General features: G+C 62.2%; 17 protein-coding genes. 8 read left to right on the top strand and 9 right to left on the bottom strand.

All coding sequences use genetic code 11. The features are described from left to right. Nucleotides 1-33: 33 nt before the first annotated feature. The gene (locus tag M1E17_RS13150) at nucleotides 34-636 is read right to left on the bottom strand and encodes a DUF3043 domain-containing protein (RefSeq protein ID WP_457962477.1); all 603 of its coding nucleotides are present in this window, start codon (nucleotides 634-636) and stop codon (nucleotides 34-36) included. Between the two features lie 175 nt (nucleotides 637-811). On the opposite strand from M1E17_RS13150, the gene M1E17_RS13145 reads away from it, so the two are divergent. The 5 genes from M1E17_RS13145 to M1E17_RS13125 all read left to right on the top strand — a co-directional run bounded on the left by M1E17_RS13145 (nucleotide 812) and on the right by M1E17_RS13125 (nucleotide 6,050). Further along, on the top strand, nucleotides 812-2,272 hold the full coding sequence (locus M1E17_RS13145; protein ID WP_457962476.1) for a M20/M25/M40 family metallo-hydrolase: 1,461 nt from the start codon (nucleotides 812-814) through the stop codon (nucleotides 2,270-2,272). A gap of 193 nt (nucleotides 2,273-2,465) precedes the next feature. Beyond that, complete coding sequence (locus M1E17_RS13140) at nucleotides 2,466-2,855, top strand: HesB/IscA family protein (protein ID WP_066291471.1); 390 nt, start codon at nucleotides 2,466-2,468, stop codon at nucleotides 2,853-2,855. 186 nt (nucleotides 2,856-3,041) lie between these two features. Continuing rightward, complete coding sequence (gene ctaC, locus M1E17_RS13135; protein ID WP_457962475.1) at nucleotides 3,042-3,914, top strand: aa3-type cytochrome oxidase subunit II; 873 nt, start codon at nucleotides 3,042-3,044, stop codon at nucleotides 3,912-3,914. Nucleotides 3,915-3,924: 10 nt separating this feature from the next. After that, the gene (ctaD, locus tag M1E17_RS13130) at nucleotides 3,925-5,652 is read left to right on the top strand and encodes an aa3-type cytochrome oxidase subunit I (protein ID WP_457962474.1); all 1,728 of its coding nucleotides are present in this window, start codon (nucleotides 3,925-3,927) and stop codon (nucleotides 5,650-5,652) included. Further along, on the top strand, nucleotides 5,649-6,050 hold the full coding sequence (locus M1E17_RS13125; RefSeq protein WP_457962473.1) for a cytochrome c oxidase subunit 4: 402 nt from the start codon (nucleotides 5,649-5,651) through the stop codon (nucleotides 6,048-6,050). The genes ctaD and M1E17_RS13125 overlap by 4 nt, the downstream gene beginning before the upstream one ends. Before the next feature lie 157 nt (nucleotides 6,051-6,207). Here M1E17_RS13125 and M1E17_RS13120 read toward each other — a convergent pair whose 3' ends face one another. Next, nucleotides 6,208-6,501 carry an HPr family phosphocarrier protein gene (locus tag M1E17_RS13120; protein ID WP_457962472.1) on the bottom strand — a complete coding sequence of 98 codons (294 nt, stop codon included), beginning with the start codon at nucleotides 6,499-6,501 and terminating at the stop codon, nucleotides 6,208-6,210. A gap of 176 nt (nucleotides 6,502-6,677) precedes the next feature. Between M1E17_RS13120 and M1E17_RS13115 the strand changes: the two genes are divergently transcribed. Next, complete coding sequence (locus tag M1E17_RS13115) at nucleotides 6,678-7,469, top strand: GntR family transcriptional regulator (RefSeq protein WP_457962471.1); 792 nt, start codon at nucleotides 6,678-6,680, stop codon at nucleotides 7,467-7,469. A gap of 105 nt (nucleotides 7,470-7,574) precedes the next feature. Here the strand turns inward: M1E17_RS13115 and qcrB are convergent, their stop codons facing one another. From qcrB to ctaE, 4 genes are all read right to left on the bottom strand, one after another. Continuing rightward, on the bottom strand, nucleotides 7,575-9,251 hold the full coding sequence (gene qcrB / locus M1E17_RS13110) for a cytochrome bc1 complex cytochrome b subunit (protein ID WP_457962470.1): 1,677 nt from the start codon (nucleotides 9,249-9,251) through the stop codon (nucleotides 7,575-7,577). After that, on the bottom strand, nucleotides 9,229-10,302 hold the full coding sequence (gene qcrA, locus M1E17_RS13105; protein WP_457962469.1) for a cytochrome bc1 complex Rieske iron-sulfur subunit: 1,074 nt from the start codon (nucleotides 10,300-10,302) through the stop codon (nucleotides 9,229-9,231). Before qcrA ends, qcrB begins: the two co-directional genes overlap by 23 nt. A 103-nt stretch (nucleotides 10,303-10,405) precedes the next feature. Beyond that, the gene (gene qcrC / locus M1E17_RS13100; protein ID WP_457962468.1) at nucleotides 10,406-11,194 is read right to left on the bottom strand and encodes a cytochrome bc1 complex diheme cytochrome c subunit; all 789 of its coding nucleotides are present in this window, start codon (nucleotides 11,192-11,194) and stop codon (nucleotides 10,406-10,408) included. 86 nt (nucleotides 11,195-11,280) lie between these two features. Then, nucleotides 11,281-11,919 (bottom strand): aa3-type cytochrome oxidase subunit III, encoded by a 639-nt coding sequence (gene ctaE, locus M1E17_RS13095; protein WP_457962467.1) that lies wholly within the window; start codon nucleotides 11,917-11,919, stop codon nucleotides 11,281-11,283. 148 nt (nucleotides 11,920-12,067) lie between these two features. Here ctaE and trpD point away from each other — a divergent pair, with 148 nt between their 5' ends. Then, a complete protein-coding gene (gene trpD / locus M1E17_RS13090; protein WP_457962466.1) occupies nucleotides 12,068-13,126 on the top strand; it encodes an anthranilate phosphoribosyltransferase in 1,059 nt (352 codons plus the stop codon). A gap of 99 nt (nucleotides 13,127-13,225) precedes the next feature. On the opposite strand, the gene M1E17_RS13085 is transcribed toward trpD, so the two are convergent. Together M1E17_RS13085 and M1E17_RS13080 are read right to left on the bottom strand one after the other, a co-directional pair. Next, entirely contained in the window at nucleotides 13,226-13,507 is a 282-nt protein-coding gene (locus M1E17_RS13085; RefSeq protein WP_267275206.1) for an Lrp/AsnC family transcriptional regulator, read from the bottom strand. An 83-nt stretch (nucleotides 13,508-13,590) separates the two neighbouring features. Next, on the bottom strand, nucleotides 13,591-14,007 hold the full coding sequence (locus M1E17_RS13080; protein WP_457967742.1) for a DUF3054 domain-containing protein: 417 nt from the start codon (nucleotides 14,005-14,007) through the stop codon (nucleotides 13,591-13,593). A gap of 139 nt (nucleotides 14,008-14,146) precedes the next feature. Between M1E17_RS13080 and M1E17_RS13075 the strand changes: the two genes are divergently transcribed. Further along, nucleotides 14,147-14,617: a VOC family protein gene (locus tag M1E17_RS13075; protein WP_457962465.1), complete on the top strand. Its 471-nt coding sequence runs from the start codon at nucleotides 14,147-14,149 to the stop codon at nucleotides 14,615-14,617. Here M1E17_RS13075 and M1E17_RS13070 read toward each other — a convergent pair. Continuing rightward, nucleotides 14,605-16,542 (bottom strand): chorismate-binding protein, encoded by a 1,938-nt coding sequence (locus M1E17_RS13070; protein ID WP_457962464.1) that lies wholly within the window; start codon nucleotides 16,540-16,542, stop codon nucleotides 14,605-14,607. The genes M1E17_RS13075 and M1E17_RS13070 overlap by 13 nt on opposite strands. Nucleotides 16,543-16,551 lie beyond the last annotated feature (9 nt).

The raw sequence follows: 16,551 nt of genomic DNA, 5'->3' as shown, positions 1-16,551 counted from the left end.
AGGTGTCATCGGAGCCGATGACAGTCCGGAATGTCAGGCGGGGTATTCGCCGCGTTTGACCAGCGGCTTGGGCAGCCGGAGTTTGCGGAACTGCAGTGACCGCATGGAGCCGTACCAGACGGTGCCGCGCTCCACCTCGCCGAATTTCTCCGTCAGCTTCTTGCGGAGTTTGCGGGAGAGTATGAACACGTCAACGAAGACTGCCAGGAACATCACCCAGAACCCGCCCAGCACGTAGATCATCAGTTCGCTGGACGCCGGGACAAGCAGGGAGATGATGACAAAGACCAGGGCGCCGAACATCAGGTATTCACCCAGGCTGAAGCGCGCGTCCACGTAGTCCCGGGCGAAGCGCTTCTGCGGCCCCTTGTCGCGCAGCGGCAGGAACTTTTCGTCGCCGGTATCCAGGGCCTGGCGCATTTTCTGCCGCTGGTCCTGGATGGCCTGGCGTTCGGCAGCCTTGGAAGCCTTGCGGTCCTCCGGCACCAGGGGCCGCTTCCGGGCCGCTTCCTGGGCTTTGCGCTTGGGCGTGGGCGCACCCTTGCCCGCTGCCACATCCTGCCGGGCAGCCGCATCGGCAGCCTGCTGGTCTATTATTTCCTGCGCCGAGGGCGCTTCCTTTTTACGTCCGAACACCAGAACAGAATACCTTGCGGGGACACCGCCATCGTCGTGGAATCCGGCTGTGACGGTGGCGGTCCCTGCGCAGTCGGAAAGTGCCCGGAATTACGACGCCGGCCGCGTACGCTGCCGTGTACGCCCCGGTGCCGCTTCGAGGCTGCCGCGATAGGGCGAAGGTATTGTTTTGGCCATGACGCCCACTCCAGCGGCAACCCCGCGAAATTCAAGCAGCCCGTACTCCAGCAACCCTGCGCCGGGTACCACTTCCGGTGCCATCGATGCGCAGGAACTGCGCAGCGCAGTCAGCCGGTCCTTTGATGCCACCCTGGCCCAACTTGCCGGGCTGGTGGCCATTCCAGGCATCGCCTGGCCCAGTTTCGATCCCGCTCAGCTGGAACGCAGCGCCCAGGCCGTGGCGGACCTTCTCCGTGCCAGCGGCCTGGACGATGTTGTCGTCCTGCGGTCTGACAAGAAGGACGGCACCCCCGGTGGCCCCGCCGTCGTCGCCCGCCGGCCGGCGGCCGAAGGAAAACCGACCATACTCCTGTATGCCCACCACGACGTGCAACCCCCGGGTGACCCCGCCCTGTGGGATACCGAACCCTTTGCCGCCGTCGAAAAGGACGGCCGTCTTTACGGCCGCGGTGCCGCCGATGACAAGGCCGGGATCATGGCCCACGTGGCCGCCTACTCCGCTGTTGCGGAGGTTCTGGGGCCTGAGCTGGGCCTGGGAGTGACGTTCTTCTTTGAGGGGGAGGAGGAGGCAGGATCCCCCACGTTCCGAACCTTCCTGGAGGCACATCGTGACCTGCTCCGGGCGGATGTGATTGTGGTGGCGGACTCCAGCAACTGGAAGGTGGGTGTGCCTGCGCTGACTACCAGTCTTCGCGGCCTGGTGGATGGAACAGTCGAAGTGCAAGTACTCGAACATGCTGTCCACTCAGGAATGTTCGGCGGCCCGGTGCTGGATGCGCCCACCCTGCTCTCGCGGCTGATCGCCACCTTCCACGATGATGAAGGCAACGTTGCCATCCAAGGGCTCGTCTCCCAGGACAATGTGGCAGTGGATCTCACCGAAACCGAGTACCGCGCCGATGCTTCCGTGCTGGACGGGGTTCAGCTCGCGGGATCGGGCACCATCGCTTCACGGCTGTGGACCAAACCTGCCCTGTCCATCATTGGCATTGACGCGCCGGCAGTTGCGGTGGCTTCAAACACGCTGCTGCCGCGGGCCAAGGCGAAGTTCAGCCTGCGCCTGGCCCCCGGACAGGACCCGGCCGATGCCATGGAAGCTATGCGGGAGCACGTCCAGGCACATGCTCCGTTCGGCGCCAAGGTGGTGTTCACTCCGGGAGAAAGCGGAAGCTCATTCCGCACGGATACGTCATCCAAGGCTGCAACCTTGGCTTTGTGGGCACTGGGCGAGGCGTGGGGAGTCCCTGCTGTGGAGATGGGAATCGGCGGATCAATCCCGTTCATCGCGGACCTTACCGAGGTCTATCCTGACGTGCAGATCCTTGTCACGGGCGTGGAGGATCCTGATTCAAGGGCCCACAGCGCCAACGAGTCGCTCTACATCGAAGACTTCAGGAACGCTGTGGTGGCAGAGGCCTTGATGCTGGCGAGGCTGAATGCGGAGGGCCTCGCCTGAGCTCTGGCCAAAATGACGGCAGCGGCCGCATGTCTCCGTCCTGGCGGGAACAACGGCTGTCCTCCCATGGTTACGTCAGAAGTTAGAGCTACACGGCTGACCGAAGTAGCATGTAGCTATAGCCCATACCGTTCCGTAGGGGCAGGCACCGTTCAGGCGGGGCCGCCAGGACCGTCCTAAGAAGGTAGGCCATATGAGCACCGCAACCAATGAGAACAGCACCGAAACCACCAGCGCTGCCAGTGATGAACTGGCCGCCCACGAGGTCAAGCTGACCGACGTCGCAGCAGGCAAGGTACGCAGCCTCCTCGAACAGGAAGGCCGGACCGACCTCCGCCTCCGCGTTGCCGTCCAGCCCGGCGGCTGCTCGGGCCTCATTTACCAGCTTTACTTTGACGAGAGGCTCCTTGACGGAGACGCTGTCCGTGATTATGACGGAGTCGAAGTAGTAGTGGACAAGATGAGCGTGCCCTACCTCAGCGGCGCAAGCATCGATTTCGAGGACACCATCTCGAAGCAGGGCTTCACCATCGATAACCCGAACGCAGGCGGCTCGTGCGCCTGTGGCGACTCGTTCCACTAACCCGGTCTTTTCGCCCGGTGCCGGCGCCGTGGTCCCCGTCCGTGAAAACGGCACGGGACCGCGGCGCCGACATGTGGGCGAAATGCCCGGGGGACCGGTAAGCTCTACACCGAGTAGTAAAACTTTTAGTGTGCCCGGGAAGCCAGCGGCTGCCCGGGCAACAGCAACAAGTAGGAAGGGCCGTCTGTGAGTTCGCAGAACCGAACCGGCAGCCGACGCAAAACGATCACCTCGATCTCAGGCCTGGCAGTAGCCGGCGCGTTGGTTTTGACCGGATGTTCGCCAGAGGTAGAGAAGGGGTGGCTGCCCACCGAGCGTGGCACCACCAATCACACTGACCGCATCATGGACCTCTGGGTCAACTCATGGATTGCCGCACTTGTTGTGGGCATCATCACTTGGGGTTTGATCGTTTGGTGCATCGTTGCCTACCGCCGCCGCAAGGGCACCATTGGGTTTCCGCGGCAGACCAGCTTCAACCTCCCGCTTGAGGTCTTTTACCTGACTATCCCGCTCTTTATGGTGCTGGTGTTCTTCTACTTCACCGACCGGGACCAGCAGGCCATTGATGACCGCTCCCAGCCGGCTGACGTCGTTGTTGACGTCCGGGGCAAGCAGTGGGCATGGGACTTCAACTACAAGTCCGGTGACGTCATTCGCGAAGACGTCTATGAGGCCGGGGTGCAGGCGCACCTGACCGGCGAAACCCTGGACAAAGAGAAACTCCCCACGCTGTACCTGCCGGTTGGCAAGTCGGTTGATCTGGAGTTGAACTCACGCGACGTCATCCACTCCTTCTGGGTACCGGCGTTCCTGCAAAAGCGGGACATGATCCCCGGGAAGACCAACTACATCAGGTTCACCCCCACCAAAGAGGGAACCTATGACGGTAAGTGTGCTGAACTCTGCGGCGAGTACCACTCCGAGATGCTGTTCCGGGTCAAGGTGGTGTCCGAAGCTGAGTTCCAGGACCACATGAACCAGCTGCGTGATGAGGGCAACACCGGCCTCCTGGGCGAAGAGTACGACCGCAACCCGAACCTGAACGAAACAAACTAAGGGGAGCGACGTGGCTACTTACACTCAATCCGCACCCGTGGGCGTCCTCGAGGCGCCCGTGGTTCCCAAGTCCAAGGGACGCATCGTCGTCAACTGGATCACTTCCACCGACCACAAGACCATCGGGTATATGTACCTGATCGCGTCGTTTGTGTTCTTCTGCCTCGGCGGCGTCATGGCGCTGCTTATCCGCGCCGAGCTCTTCGAGCCTGGCATGCAGATCCTGCAGACCAAGGAGCAGTACAACCAGCTGTTTACCATGCACGGCACGGTAATGCTGCTGATGTTCGCCACCCCGCTGTTTGCCGGGTTCACGAACGTCATCATGCCGCTGCAGATCGGCGCCCCGGACGTCGCCTTCCCGCGGCTGAACGCCCTGGCATTCTGGTTCTTCCTCTTTGGCTCAACCATTGCCGTCTCAGGGTTCATCACACCGCAGGGCGCTGCCTCCTTTGGCTGGTTCGCCTACGCGCCGCTCTCGAACACCACCTTCAGCCCCGGTATTGGCGGGGACCTGTGGGTGTTCGGCCTGGCGCTCTCCGGCTTCGGCACCATCCTGGGCGCGGTCAACTTCATCACCACGATTGTCTGCATGCGCGCTCCTGGCATGACCATGTGGCGGATGCCCATCTTCACCTGGAACGCCCTGGTCACGTCCATCCTGGTACTGATGGCATTCCCGCCGCTGGCCGCAGCCCTGTTCGCGCTTGGCGCTGACAGGCGGTTCGGTGCCCACATCTTTGACCCCGACAACGGCGGTGCCGTTCTCTGGCAGCACCTGTTCTGGTTCTTCGGCCACCCCGAGGTGTACATCATCGCGCTGCCGTTCTTCGGCATCGTGTCCGAGATCTTCCCGGTCTTCAGCCGCAAACCGATCTTCGGTTACAAGGGCCTGGTCTACGCGACCATCGCCATCGCTGCCCTGTCCGTCACCGTGTGGGCGCATCACATGTACGTGACCGGATCCGTGCTGCTGCCGTTCTTCGCCTTTATGACCATGCTGATCGCGGTGCCCACCGGGGTGAAGTTCTTCAACTGGATCGGCACCATGTGGCGCGGATCAATCACGTTTGAGACGCCCATGCTGTGGAGCATCGGCTTCCTCATCACCTTCCTGTTCGGCGGCCTGACCGGCATCATCCTGGCGTCGCCGCCGCTGGACTTCCACGTCTCTGACTCCTACTTCGTGGTGGCGCACTTCCACTACGTGGTGTTTGGGACCGTGGTGTTCGCGATGTTCGCCGGCTTCTACTTCTGGTGGCCAAAATTCACCGGCAAGATGCTCAACGAGCGCCTGGGCAAGATCCACTTCTGGCTGCTGTTCCTGGGCTTCCACGGCACCTTCCTGATCCAGCACTGGCTGGGTGTCGAGGGCATGCCCCGCCGGTACGCGGACTACCTGGTGGAGGACAACTTCACCTGGATGAACCAGTTCTCCACCATCGCCTCGTTTGTCCTGGGAGCGTCCCTGATTCCGTTCTTCTGGAATGTCTACATCACCTGGCGCGGTGCCGAAAAGGTGCAGGTGGATGACCCGTGGGGCTTCGGTGCCTCGCTGGAGTGGGCCACGTCCTGCCCTCCGCCGCGCCACAACTTCACCTCGCTGCCCCGGATCCGTTCCGAGCGCCCGGCCCTGGACCTGCACCACCCGGAGCTCTCCCAGGTCCACACAGTTCAGTCGCCTGCTGTGGCTGCTGCTGCTCTTGGTAACGCCGACCAGAAGGACACCAGCAAGTGAAAATCGAATCTTGGATATTTGGAGCCGGAGTTTTCTTCTTCGTACCGGTCTCGATCGTTTACGGGTTCCTGACGGACTGGCATGAGTGGGTTGGCATCCTGGGAATCCTTCTCGTAGGCGGCCTGGCCGGCATGATCGGCGGCTACCTTGGATTCACCGGCAAGCGGATAGGTATGCGTCCTGAAGACCGCAATGACGCCGAAATCCATGAAGGTGCCGGCGAACAAGGGCACTTCAGCCCATGGAGCTGGTGGCCGCTGGTCCTGGGCCTGGCTTGCGCCGGGGGATTCCTGGGCATGGCAATAGGTTTCTGGATCGTCTTCATCAGTGCTGGACTCGCACTCATCGCCCTTGTGGGCTGGGTTTACGAGTACAGCCGCGGAGACCACGCCCACTAGCCGTCGAGCGGGAGCTGCGGCTCCTTACACCTGAACTGCTCCTCGAAAGTCGGACTGAGAATTCAGTTCCGGCTTTCGGGGAGCAGTTTTGCGTATGAGGGCAGCCGCTATCTGAAGATCAGCGCTATATGGCGTCGTGAAGCAGCGCTGGCAGCGCCTAGCGGGCCCCCTGCGACTCCAACAGCTCGGCAAGCATACGGAGAGCGTCCTCTGCTGTTTGGAGGCCTGAAGGTCCCTCCAGGGCCGAATCCATGATGGAGAGCTCCACTTCACAGCCGTAGTGGAAGTCTGCGGTCATGACTTCCAGCAGCGAGCGGGCATCTACGCCTTCAATACCTGCCTTGCTGATGGTGACCGGCAGCCCGGTGTCGGTCACGGCCCTGACGAATACAGCAGCTGGCCTGGCATGAAGGCCGATCGACGCCGACACCACGGCCTTGTGAATGGGCAACGGGACTCCTTTTGTCACAACGGCCCCCTCCGTCAATTTTCAAATTTTCCTGTCCAAATATATCCGCCGGGATGTGTCGGCTCCCAAACCGACCGGCATGTGGCAACCACTGGTCTAGACCTCCGCCGGCTTGGCTTAAGATTGGATGGTGAACACAGAAGCACTGGCTCCGGGCCATGGCCGGTAGCGCAGGCGCCGTCAGCGGCGAGATAGACCGCAGCAACGGGACTGCCATCTACATTCAGCTGCGCGAGATCCTTCGTTCCTACATTGCGGACTCCTGCCCGCCTGGATCCGCACTCCCTTCGGAACGGGACCTTGCCGAACGCTTTGGCCTCGCTCGAATGACTGTGCGCCAGGCCATCGATGCACTGGTCGGCGAAGAAGTCATAGAACGAGTAGTGGGTCTTGGCACGTTCGTCCGCAAGCCAAAGCTTGACCTGCAGGTCAAGCTGACCTCGTACAGCGAGGAGATGCAGCGTCGCGGCATGGTGCCGGCCGCCAAGGTACTGAGCTTTGAGCAGATCGCCGCCAGTGCCTTCCTGGCCCGGGAGCTTCAGCTGGAGGAGGGAACGGCCCTGGTGCGTTTCCGCCGCCTTCTGCTGGCGGACGGGGAGCCCATGAGCGTGGATGAAAACTTCATTCCGGCGCACCGGGTCCCGGGGCTTTTGGACGGTGAACCGCCCACATCCCTCTACAACGTGCTCAGCGAGCAGTTCGGGCTCGTGATGGAGTGGGGCGAGGACATGATTGAAGCGACTGCGGCATCGCCCTCCACTGCCCGGCTACTCAACGTCGACGTTGGATCACCGCTGCTGAAAATCCAGCGGCATGCGTTCGTGGCCCGGGCCATGGTGGACTACTCCGTTTCGTACTACCGCGCTGACCGTTACAAGCTTTGGGTCCCGCTCCAGCGTCCGGGAGCGCGGCCGGCCCGAAATCATGCGTCGGGCTACCGGAACCCGTAGCTGTTATAAGCCCTGGTTCCCAGGAAACCAAATAGAAGGCAAGGCAAACAAAAGGAAAGGCCCGGTCACGATGACCGGGCCTTTCCTTTGCGCTCTGGCAACTGTCTAGTGGCTGAGGCTCTTGCTCTCCTCGGCTGCTTCAACTGCCGGGTGGGCGTGGTGGCCGTGTGCTGCCTCCAGCTCCGCGGGTGTGGCGGGGGCTACCCGGTCCTCAAAGAACCACCGGGAGAGCCAGGCACGCTGCTTCTCCTTGCGTGTGACAATGCCGTGATCGTTGGGCACTGCCGGAAGTGGTGCCGGTGACTCGAAGCCAACCAGCTTGTAGCGCTTGTATTCGTCCAGCGGTGCGTGCACCTCAATGAACTCACCGTGCGGCAGTCGCACGATACGTCCGGTCTCACGGCCGTGGAGCGCGATTTCGCGGTCCTTGCGCTGAAGTGCCAGCGCGACGCGTTTGGTGACGATGAACGCGATGATTGGGCCGATGAAGAAGAGCGCGCGGAGCCAGTAGGTGACATCATTCAGCGACACATGGAAGTGCGTGGCGATGAGGTCCGAGCCTGCAGCTGCCCACATCACGCAGTACCAGACGAAACCGGCCATGCCGATGGCGGTACGCGTTGGTGCATTGCGCGGACGGTCCAGGACATGGTGCTCACGGTTGTCCTTGGTGATCCACCGTTCGATCCACGGGTACATGAACATCACCGTGAAGAGAATGCCCGCAGGAACCAGCGCCGGCAGCAGGACATTGAGTGAGAGCGTGTATCCGAAGACGACGTACTCAAAGTGGAAGTCCCCGATCACACCGGGCATGAGGCGCAGTGCGCCGTCCACGAAGCCGATGTACCAGTCAGGCTGGGTACCTGCCGACACCGGTGAAGGATCGTAGGGGCCGTAGTTCCAGATCGGGTTGATGGTGAAGAACCCTGCCATCAGTGCGATGACACCGAAGACGATGAAGAAGAATCCGCCTGCCTTGGCAGCGTATACGGGACCCAGCGGGTAGCCGACGACGTTTCCGTCGTTGCGTCCCGGGCCGGGGTACTGGGTGTGCTTGTGGATGACCACCATAAAGAGGTGCAGGACGATCATCAGGAGGATCAGGGCCGGAACCAGCAGGATGTGCAGCATATAGAGGCGGCCAATGACCATCGTTCCGGGGAACTCGCCTCCGAAGAAGAAGAAGGAAGCGTAGGTCCCGATCACCGGGATTGCCTTCATGACGCCGTCGATGATGCGCAGGCCGTTGCCGGACAGCAGGTCATCGGGGAGGGAGTAGCCGGTGAAGCCGGCTGCCATCGCCAGGATCAGCAGGACGCCGCCCACCACCCAGTTCATTTCGCGGGGTTTCCGGAAGGCTCCGGTGAAGAAGACGCGGAGCATGTGCACGGCGATGGACGCCACGAACAGCAGGGCCGCCCAGTGGTGCACCTGACGCATGAACAGGCCGCCGCGGACGTCAAAGGAGATGTCCAGCGATGAGCTGTAGGCCACTGACATCTCGACGCCCTTGAGGGGCACGTATGAGCCGTCGTAGTGTGTTTCTGCCATGGACGGATCAAAGAAGAACGTCAGGAACGTACCTGACAGCAGCAGGATAACGAAGGAATACAGCGCGACTTCACCGAACATGAACGACCAGTGGTCGGGGAAGACCTTTCGGCCGAACTCGCGCAGGATCCCGGCGCCGCCGACGCGCTCGTCAACGAAATCGGTAATGCGTCCGGCTTTGGTCTTGGCGACGAAGGCGGGGGCTTCAGCTCTTGATGCTGCGCTCATGCTCATCACGCTCCCAGTAACTAGGTCCTACAGGTTCTTTGAAGTCGCTGGTTGCGACCAGGTAGCCCTCGTCATCCACTGCGATGGGCAGCTGGGGGAGGGGCCGGCTGGCCGGGCCGAAGATCACCTTGCACTCGTTGGTGAGGTCAAAGGTGGACTGGTGGCACGGGCACAGCAGGTGGTGCGTCTGCTGCTCGTAAAGAGCAACCGGGCACCCGACGTGAGTGCAGATCTTGGAGTAGGCAACGATTCCGTTGTAGCTCCAGTCCTCGCGGCCCGCTGAAGGGTTCAGCGATGCTGGATCCAGACGCATCAGCAGCACAACAGCCTTGGCTTTTTCGTTGAGCTTGCCTTCATGCAGTTCGTTCAGGCCTTCCGGGATGACGTGGAAGGCGGAGCCCAGGGTGACATCCGAAGCCTTGATGGGAGTGCCATCAGGGTCGCGGGCAAGACGCTTGAACTGGCCGTCCTGGGGAGCCCACATGGTGTGCGACAGTGCCTTGTCGGGGCGCGGGCCCAGGTCGCCGAATATTGCCACTGCCGGAAGGGGCGCCAGGGCTACAGCGCCGAGAAGGGTGTTGCGGATGAGCGGACGGCGCTTGATTCCGGTCTCTTCCACAATGTCATCTACGATGCGGACAGCGGCGAGGCGGTCCTCTTCTGTGCGGATGCCATGGCGTTCTTCCGAGACTTCATGGTCCGGCATGAGGGCCTTGGCCCAATGGACAATGCCGGTACCGATGCCAAGCATGGCAAAAGCAGTGCCGATGCCCAGCAGGGCATTCTGCAGGCGGACCGTTGCAATGCTGGAATCGTCGCCGCCAAGGTCGATGGCGAAGTACGCCACCAGGAAGATCACTGTGCCGATAACAGAGGTGCCAAAAAGTAGGGCGACCTGCCGTTCTGCACGCTTTGCGGCCTTCGGGTCCGTGTCAGCCAGGCGCAAACGATGCGGAGGAAGTCCAGGATCCTGGAACTTCTCCACCTCATTCTGACCAGCCGTAGCTACGGTGCCCGAGTGGCTCGGACTGCCGTCACTATGGTTGCCCATAATTCGCCTCATCCTTCTCTCGTCCCGGCTTCTGCCGAGTTAGTTTTTCAATTTCGAACTGCTGACTCATCAGCAGAAGTTTTCTTAGCGGCAAGGGAAACGCCTAAGACGTCCGCGACGTCAGCCAGATGGTGAAAGCGATGATGACACCCAGCCCCGCGACCCAGACGAACAGGCCTTCGGCGACAGGTCCCAGTGCACCGAGGTCGGCGCCGCCGGGGGAGCCGTTGGACTCGATCTGCTTCAGGAACGTGATGATGTCCCGCTTGCCCTCGGGGGTGATGTTGGCGTCGCTGAATACCGGCATGTTCTGCGGGCCAGTGACCATCGCCTCGTAAATGTGCTTGCCCGAAACGTCGGCCAGAGCGGGTGCGAACTTACCCCGCGTCAGGGCACCGCCGGCGGCAGCAGCGTTGTGGCACATGGCGCAGTTGGTACGGAAGAGCTCGCCGCCGGCTGCCGCGTCACCCTTTTCGTCCAGCAGGTGCTCTTCAGGGATTGCCGGGCCGGCTCCCAGGGAAGCGACATAGGCTGCAAGCTGGTGGGTCTGTTCGTCGTTGAACTGGACTGGCTTCTCGGCGGCCTGCGGGCCGTTCATCTGCATGGGCATCCGGCCGGTGCCAACCTGGAAGTCAACCGCTGCGGCGCCGACACCAACCAGGGACGGACCGTCCTGGGTTCCGCTGGCACCCATGCCGTGGCAGGTGGCGCAGTTGGCCGCGAAGAGCTTGCCGCCCTCCTCAACATCATTGGCGCTGTAGCTGGTGGTGGAAGCCTTCGCCTCGTTGACGGTGGTGGCAACGGCATAAAGCCCACCAGTGACGAGGAGCCCCATCAGGAGCAGCGCTATTGCTGCAAGTGGGTGACGCCGCTTTTGCGAGAGTGCCTTCACGTGGTGGTTCCTTTATTCGATCGTGCGTCGGCTCCGTGAGCCGCTTCTTGAAATTCTGCCTCTTGTAGAAAAAGAATCAAAGCTGGCTACTTGAGTACGTAGATGACCAGGAAGAGGCCGATCCACACGACATCCACGAAGTGCCAGTAGTAGGAAGTGACAATCGCGGAGGTTGCTTCAAAGTGACCAAACTTCTTCGCGGCGAACGAGCGGCCGATGATGAAGAGGAAGGCCACCAGGCCACCAATAACGTGCAGGCCGTGGAAGCCGGTGGTGATGTAGAAGGCCGAGCCGTAGGCGTTGGAGGAGAGCGAGACATGCTCAGATACCAGCATCGCGTATTCCGTGGCCTGGCCGGCGACGAAGAACGCGCCCATGAGGAAGGTCAGGGTGAACCACTCGTTCATGCCCCAGCGGGAGAACTGGAACGGGCCACCGGACTTGCGGGGCTGCAGCCGTTCGGCGGCGAAGACGCCCATCTGGCAAGTAAAGGAACTGGCCACAAGGACAATCGTGTTGACGAGCGCAAAGGGGAAGTTGAGCTTGGCCGTCTCGTCCGCCCACATCTCACCGCTTGTGGAGCGCAGCGTGAAGTACATGGCGAAGAGACCGGCGAAGAACATCAACTCGCTGGACAGCCACACTACGGTTCCAACGGAAACCATATTGGGGCGGTTCAGCGTGGGGTGCGCCGGGGTACTGGGGGCATGGGTCGCAGATGTCACATAGACATTATGTCTATAAACTTCCGTAGTTCCCAACGCGAACCGGCTTTTCGGGGGACTTTTTCTACAAAGACGCGAAATCAGCGGGAAAAGTTCCCGTTCGGGTTCATATTGGTCACGGCCGCCGCCCGGTCGATAGCATCAGGGGGTGACTTCTCAGGCATCGGCACCGGCGGCCGGCAACTCGTGGCCGCGGCTCATCTCCGCACTCATTAATGGCACAGACCTGACAGCGGACAGTACCGCCTGGGCGATGGGGACCATTATGTCCGGCGAGGCGACCCCGGCACAGATTGCCGGCTTCCTCGTTGCCCTCCGCGCCAAGGGCGAAACAGTCGAAGAGATCTCAGGTTTGGTCGAAGCAATGCTGGGCCACGCCAGGCCAGTGAGTATTTCCGGGCAAAAGCTGGACATTGTTGGCACCGGAGGAGACCAGCTCAACACGGTGAACATTTCAACCATGGCAGCCCTGGTGGCTGCAGGAGCGGGCGCCAAGGTGGTGAAGCACGGCAACCGGGCGGCGTCGTCCTCCTCAGGTTCTGCGGATGTTCTGGAGGCTTTGGGCGTCAGGCTCGACCTCCCCATCGACCAGGTGGCCTCCAACGCCGAGGAAGCCGGCATCACCTTCTGTTTTGCGCAGGTATTCCATCCGTCGTTCCGTCACACCGCTGTGCCCCGGCGTGAACTCGCCATTCCCACAGCCTTCAACTTCCTGGGCCCGCTGACCAACCCGGCGCACGTCCAGGCCTCAGCCGTGGGAGTGGCCAACGCCAGGATGGCGCCCTTGGTTGCAGGTGTCCTGGCGCGCAGGGGGAGCAGGGGGCTGGTGTTCCGCGGAGACGACGGGCTGGACGAACTGACCACCACAGGACCTTCCACCGTCTGGGAGATCCGGGACGGTGCCGTCATCGAGTTGGCTTTCTCGCCGGCCGATCTTGGAATCCGTCCGGCGACGGTGGAGGAGCTCCGTGGCGGAGATGCGCAGGCCAATGCCGCCGTCGTACGCGACGTCCTCGCCGGCAAGGCGGGACCAGCCCGCGATGCGGTCCTGCTCAATGCGGCAGCAGGACTGGTGGCTTTCGATACAGAAGCCCACGGGCCTTTCCTCGAACGTATGCGCTCGGCGCTGGCGCGGGCCACTGCCTCAATCGACTCCGGCGCTGCCGCAGGAGTCCTTGATAAGTGGGTATCGCTCACCCAGGCATGAGCCGCCCGTCAGGCAGTGCCAGACAGGGCATTGCCAGACAGCAGAGCGGGACCCGGCTGATTCGCCGGGTCCCGCTCTGCGTTTGGTTGGTGACGGTACTTACTGTTCGAAGCCCAGAGCGAACGCCGCATCCAGGTCGTGCTGGGAGTAGGCGCGAAAAGCGATGTGCGTACTGGTATGCACCACAGCCGGAACCTTCGAAAGCCTGTCTGCGATGACATCGGCCAGTTCCTCGTGGCGGGATACCCGGGCCACGGCAATGAGGTCCCATTCCCCGGTGACGGAGTACACCTCGCTGATGCCCTGGATGGCGGAAATCTCCTCCGCCGTTTCGGGAATGCGGGCGGCATCTGTTTTGATCAGAACGAATGCGGTGATCACTTCAATCCTTCCGGATTTGTAGGCCGTGGCAGTGCGCCGGCGGGACTCTTCAGTGCTGCCAGCCTATTACATCGCTCCGGCCATCAACCTTTGCTTGCCGTGCTGCGCAACCTGATGAGCAGGGCCAGCAGGAGACGGTAGCCCACCAGGAACAAGCCCAGGGTCACCAGGGCGACGATGACAAACGCGATAACCACAGTTTGTCCGGTCAGGGCACGCAGGAGCATCCCGCCGGCGACAGTTCCGAGCCAGACGGCCAGCCCTGCCGGCCGGACAGACAGCGGACGGCGCCACACTCTTGCCGCAGCCCACGCAAGCGCAGCACCGGCAAGGAAGGGCCAGGCGGTCAGCAGCACCCCCGTGACAACGTCACCGCGCTGGTGTGCGTCCCGGCCGATGGCCGCGAAGACCAGGATAAGGATGGCATCGGCCAGGGCCGCTCCGGCCACGATAAGACGCCCGGCGCCGTCGGAGCCGTCCGGCCGTTTCGTCTGTTGGATCTCTGGATTCACGCTTTCGAGCCTAGCGGTTTGCTGACAGTGGAAAGCAAAGACCGGTGCCCGCCGCACTACGGCGATCCGTCCGAAATCGTTGTGCAGGTAGTCCCGCCGGATTAGGCTCAGCTCGGAGAGGAAGCAGATGCAGAAAATTTCGACATGCCTGTGGTTCGAAAACCAGGCTGAGGAAGCCGCCGGCTTATACACTTCGGTCTTTAGCGATTCCAGGATCCTCAACGTTGCCAGGTTCGGGGAGGGCGGCCCGGGGCCCGTGGGCCAGGCGATGACGGTGGAGTTCGAGATCGAAGGGCGCAGGTTTATGGCGCTCAATGGCGGCCCGGCCAGCAATTTCACTGAAGCAGTGTCCTTTGTGGTCGATTGTGCCGACCAGGACGAGGTTGACCGCTACTGGACAGCACTCACCGACGGCGGATCCGAGCAGCAGTGTGGGTGGCTGAAGGACCGTTATGGGGTGTCCTGGCAGATCATCCCGTCCGTGCTCGGATCACTTCTTGGGGGTGCTGATCCCGAGGGCTCGCAGCGCGCCATGCAGGCGATGCTTGGAATGCGGAAGTTGGACATCGCGCAGCTTCAGCAGGCCTACGACGGCTGACCGGCCTCCAGCCTCTGCACCGACAGGTCCGCCGCGAAGCTTTGCCCGGCCGCGGGCCTGGAAAGCACGGAATGTACGAGCCGCTCCAACGTGGCCAAGCCGTCTGTAGAGAGCACAGATTCCAGGTGTCCCTGGATAGATGCGACCCCTTCGCCGCGTAACGCGTTCACGACGCCGTTGTCTGCGGAAATTTCCAGGTTGAGGCGAGGTGTTGCCAGCTGGTCCGGCTCAGCCATGGCGGCGAAGGTGTTGTAAAAGCCGAGGCTGGCCCGGGTACCGAAAACGTCTGCGTCAAGCCGTGTGCCCTGACGGGGGATGGGCAATGCTTCAACGGAAAGCCCCGCAAGGATCGACAGGAGCTGGTGGCTCAGGCAGACGGCGAGCAGCGGCCGGCCCGTCTCCAGCCTGGCAAGCATCAAGGTCCGCACGGTTTCCAGCCGCCTGCTGGTGTCGCTCCGGGGGTCCCCGGGGCCAGGCCCGAAGACCACCAGGTCCGCGCTGGAGATATCCACGGCGGCGTCCCATCGGACCACGGTGGTTTCCAGACCGAGGTGCCGCAGTTGATGGGCGAGCATCTCGGTGAACTGGTCCTCGCAGTCAACGACAAGCGCTGTGTTGCCGGAAAAGGGCGGGTGTTGTTCCCAGCCCTGGGGGCGGAGCCAAAACGGCGCCAGTTGATTGTTGCGATCCAGAAGCGCCTCAGCCACGCCGGGCAGTGAGTTCAGGTCCACCGCAGGCGGGACCGGCGTCGAAGGGAGGAGCCCAAGCGCCGAGAGTATTCCTGACGCTTTTGCGTGCGTTTCTGCTGCCTCTCCTTCCGGCGTCGAGAGCCGAACGAGCGTAGCGCCTGCTGACACGGTGACTCCGCCTGCCCCGTCCACATGCGCCGTACGGATGAGGATTGGTGCGTCCAGCTCATAGGAAACGCAGCCGTTCCCGTCCATTCGGGACTCAAAGAACGCCAGGACACCTGAGTAGTATCCGCGGCCACCCTCTTCATGGCGTTCGATGACGGAACAGGCGTTCTCCATGGGAGAGCCGGTAACGGTGGGAGCGAACATCGTGGCACGCAGGACCTCCCGCAGATCCAGCCCGGTTCGTCCCTCCAGCAGATACTCGGTGTGGCTGAGCCTGGACATCTGCTTGAGGTACGGACCCAGGATGCGCCCGCCGTCCGGACAGATGGCGCTCATCATTTTCAGTTCCTCATCGACCACCATAAAGAGTTCGCCGCTCTCCTTGATGTCGGAGAGGAATTCCAGAACGCCGTCTGCGGTGGGACCTGCCGCTGGGTGCCGGTATGTCCCGGAAATGGGATTCATCGTCACCATGCCGTCCTTGACCGAGACGTGGCGCTCCGGAGTTGCTCCGACAAGTGAATGGCCGGGGGAGTGCACCGCAAAGGTCCAGTAGGCTCCCTGCTCTGAGAGGAGCAGGGCACGCATCCAGGCAAGCACCGCAGACGCCGGGGAAGCTTCGATGCCTCCGCGGAACGAGCGCCGGATGACAAAGTTGGCGCCTTCGCCTTGTCCAATTTCGTCGTCGATAACCCGCCGTACGATCCCGGCGTAGTCTGCGTCGGACGTCTCAAATCCGAGAGACTCGATGGGGACCGTGTAGCCGGGGAGAGTGGCCAGCGCTTCAGCGATGGTGACCGTTTCACGTTCCGTTACCAGCAGGCAACGGAGCGGCGCGCCGTCGTCGGTTGCTGCAAATCCGCGCTCCCTGACCTGGCGGAACGGAACCAAGGTAAGCACGTCCTGTCCGCTGGACGTCCAGTCGAGGGGGATGTCCGCCAGGTTTTCGACGTCGACAATATCGCCTGTGAGGACGTCTACGACGTCGGACTGCTGGCGCCGTATGACGGCGAAGGGCAGTGATGCCTCGGCGGAGGAGTTAACGATGCGGGTGAGGAGCGAGGTCATGGACAGTCC

The organism is Arthrobacter sp. D1-29 (assembly GCF_054130585.1).
The sequence above is the reverse complement of the archived record's forward strand: the minus strand, read 5'-3'. Positions and strand labels throughout refer to the sequence as shown.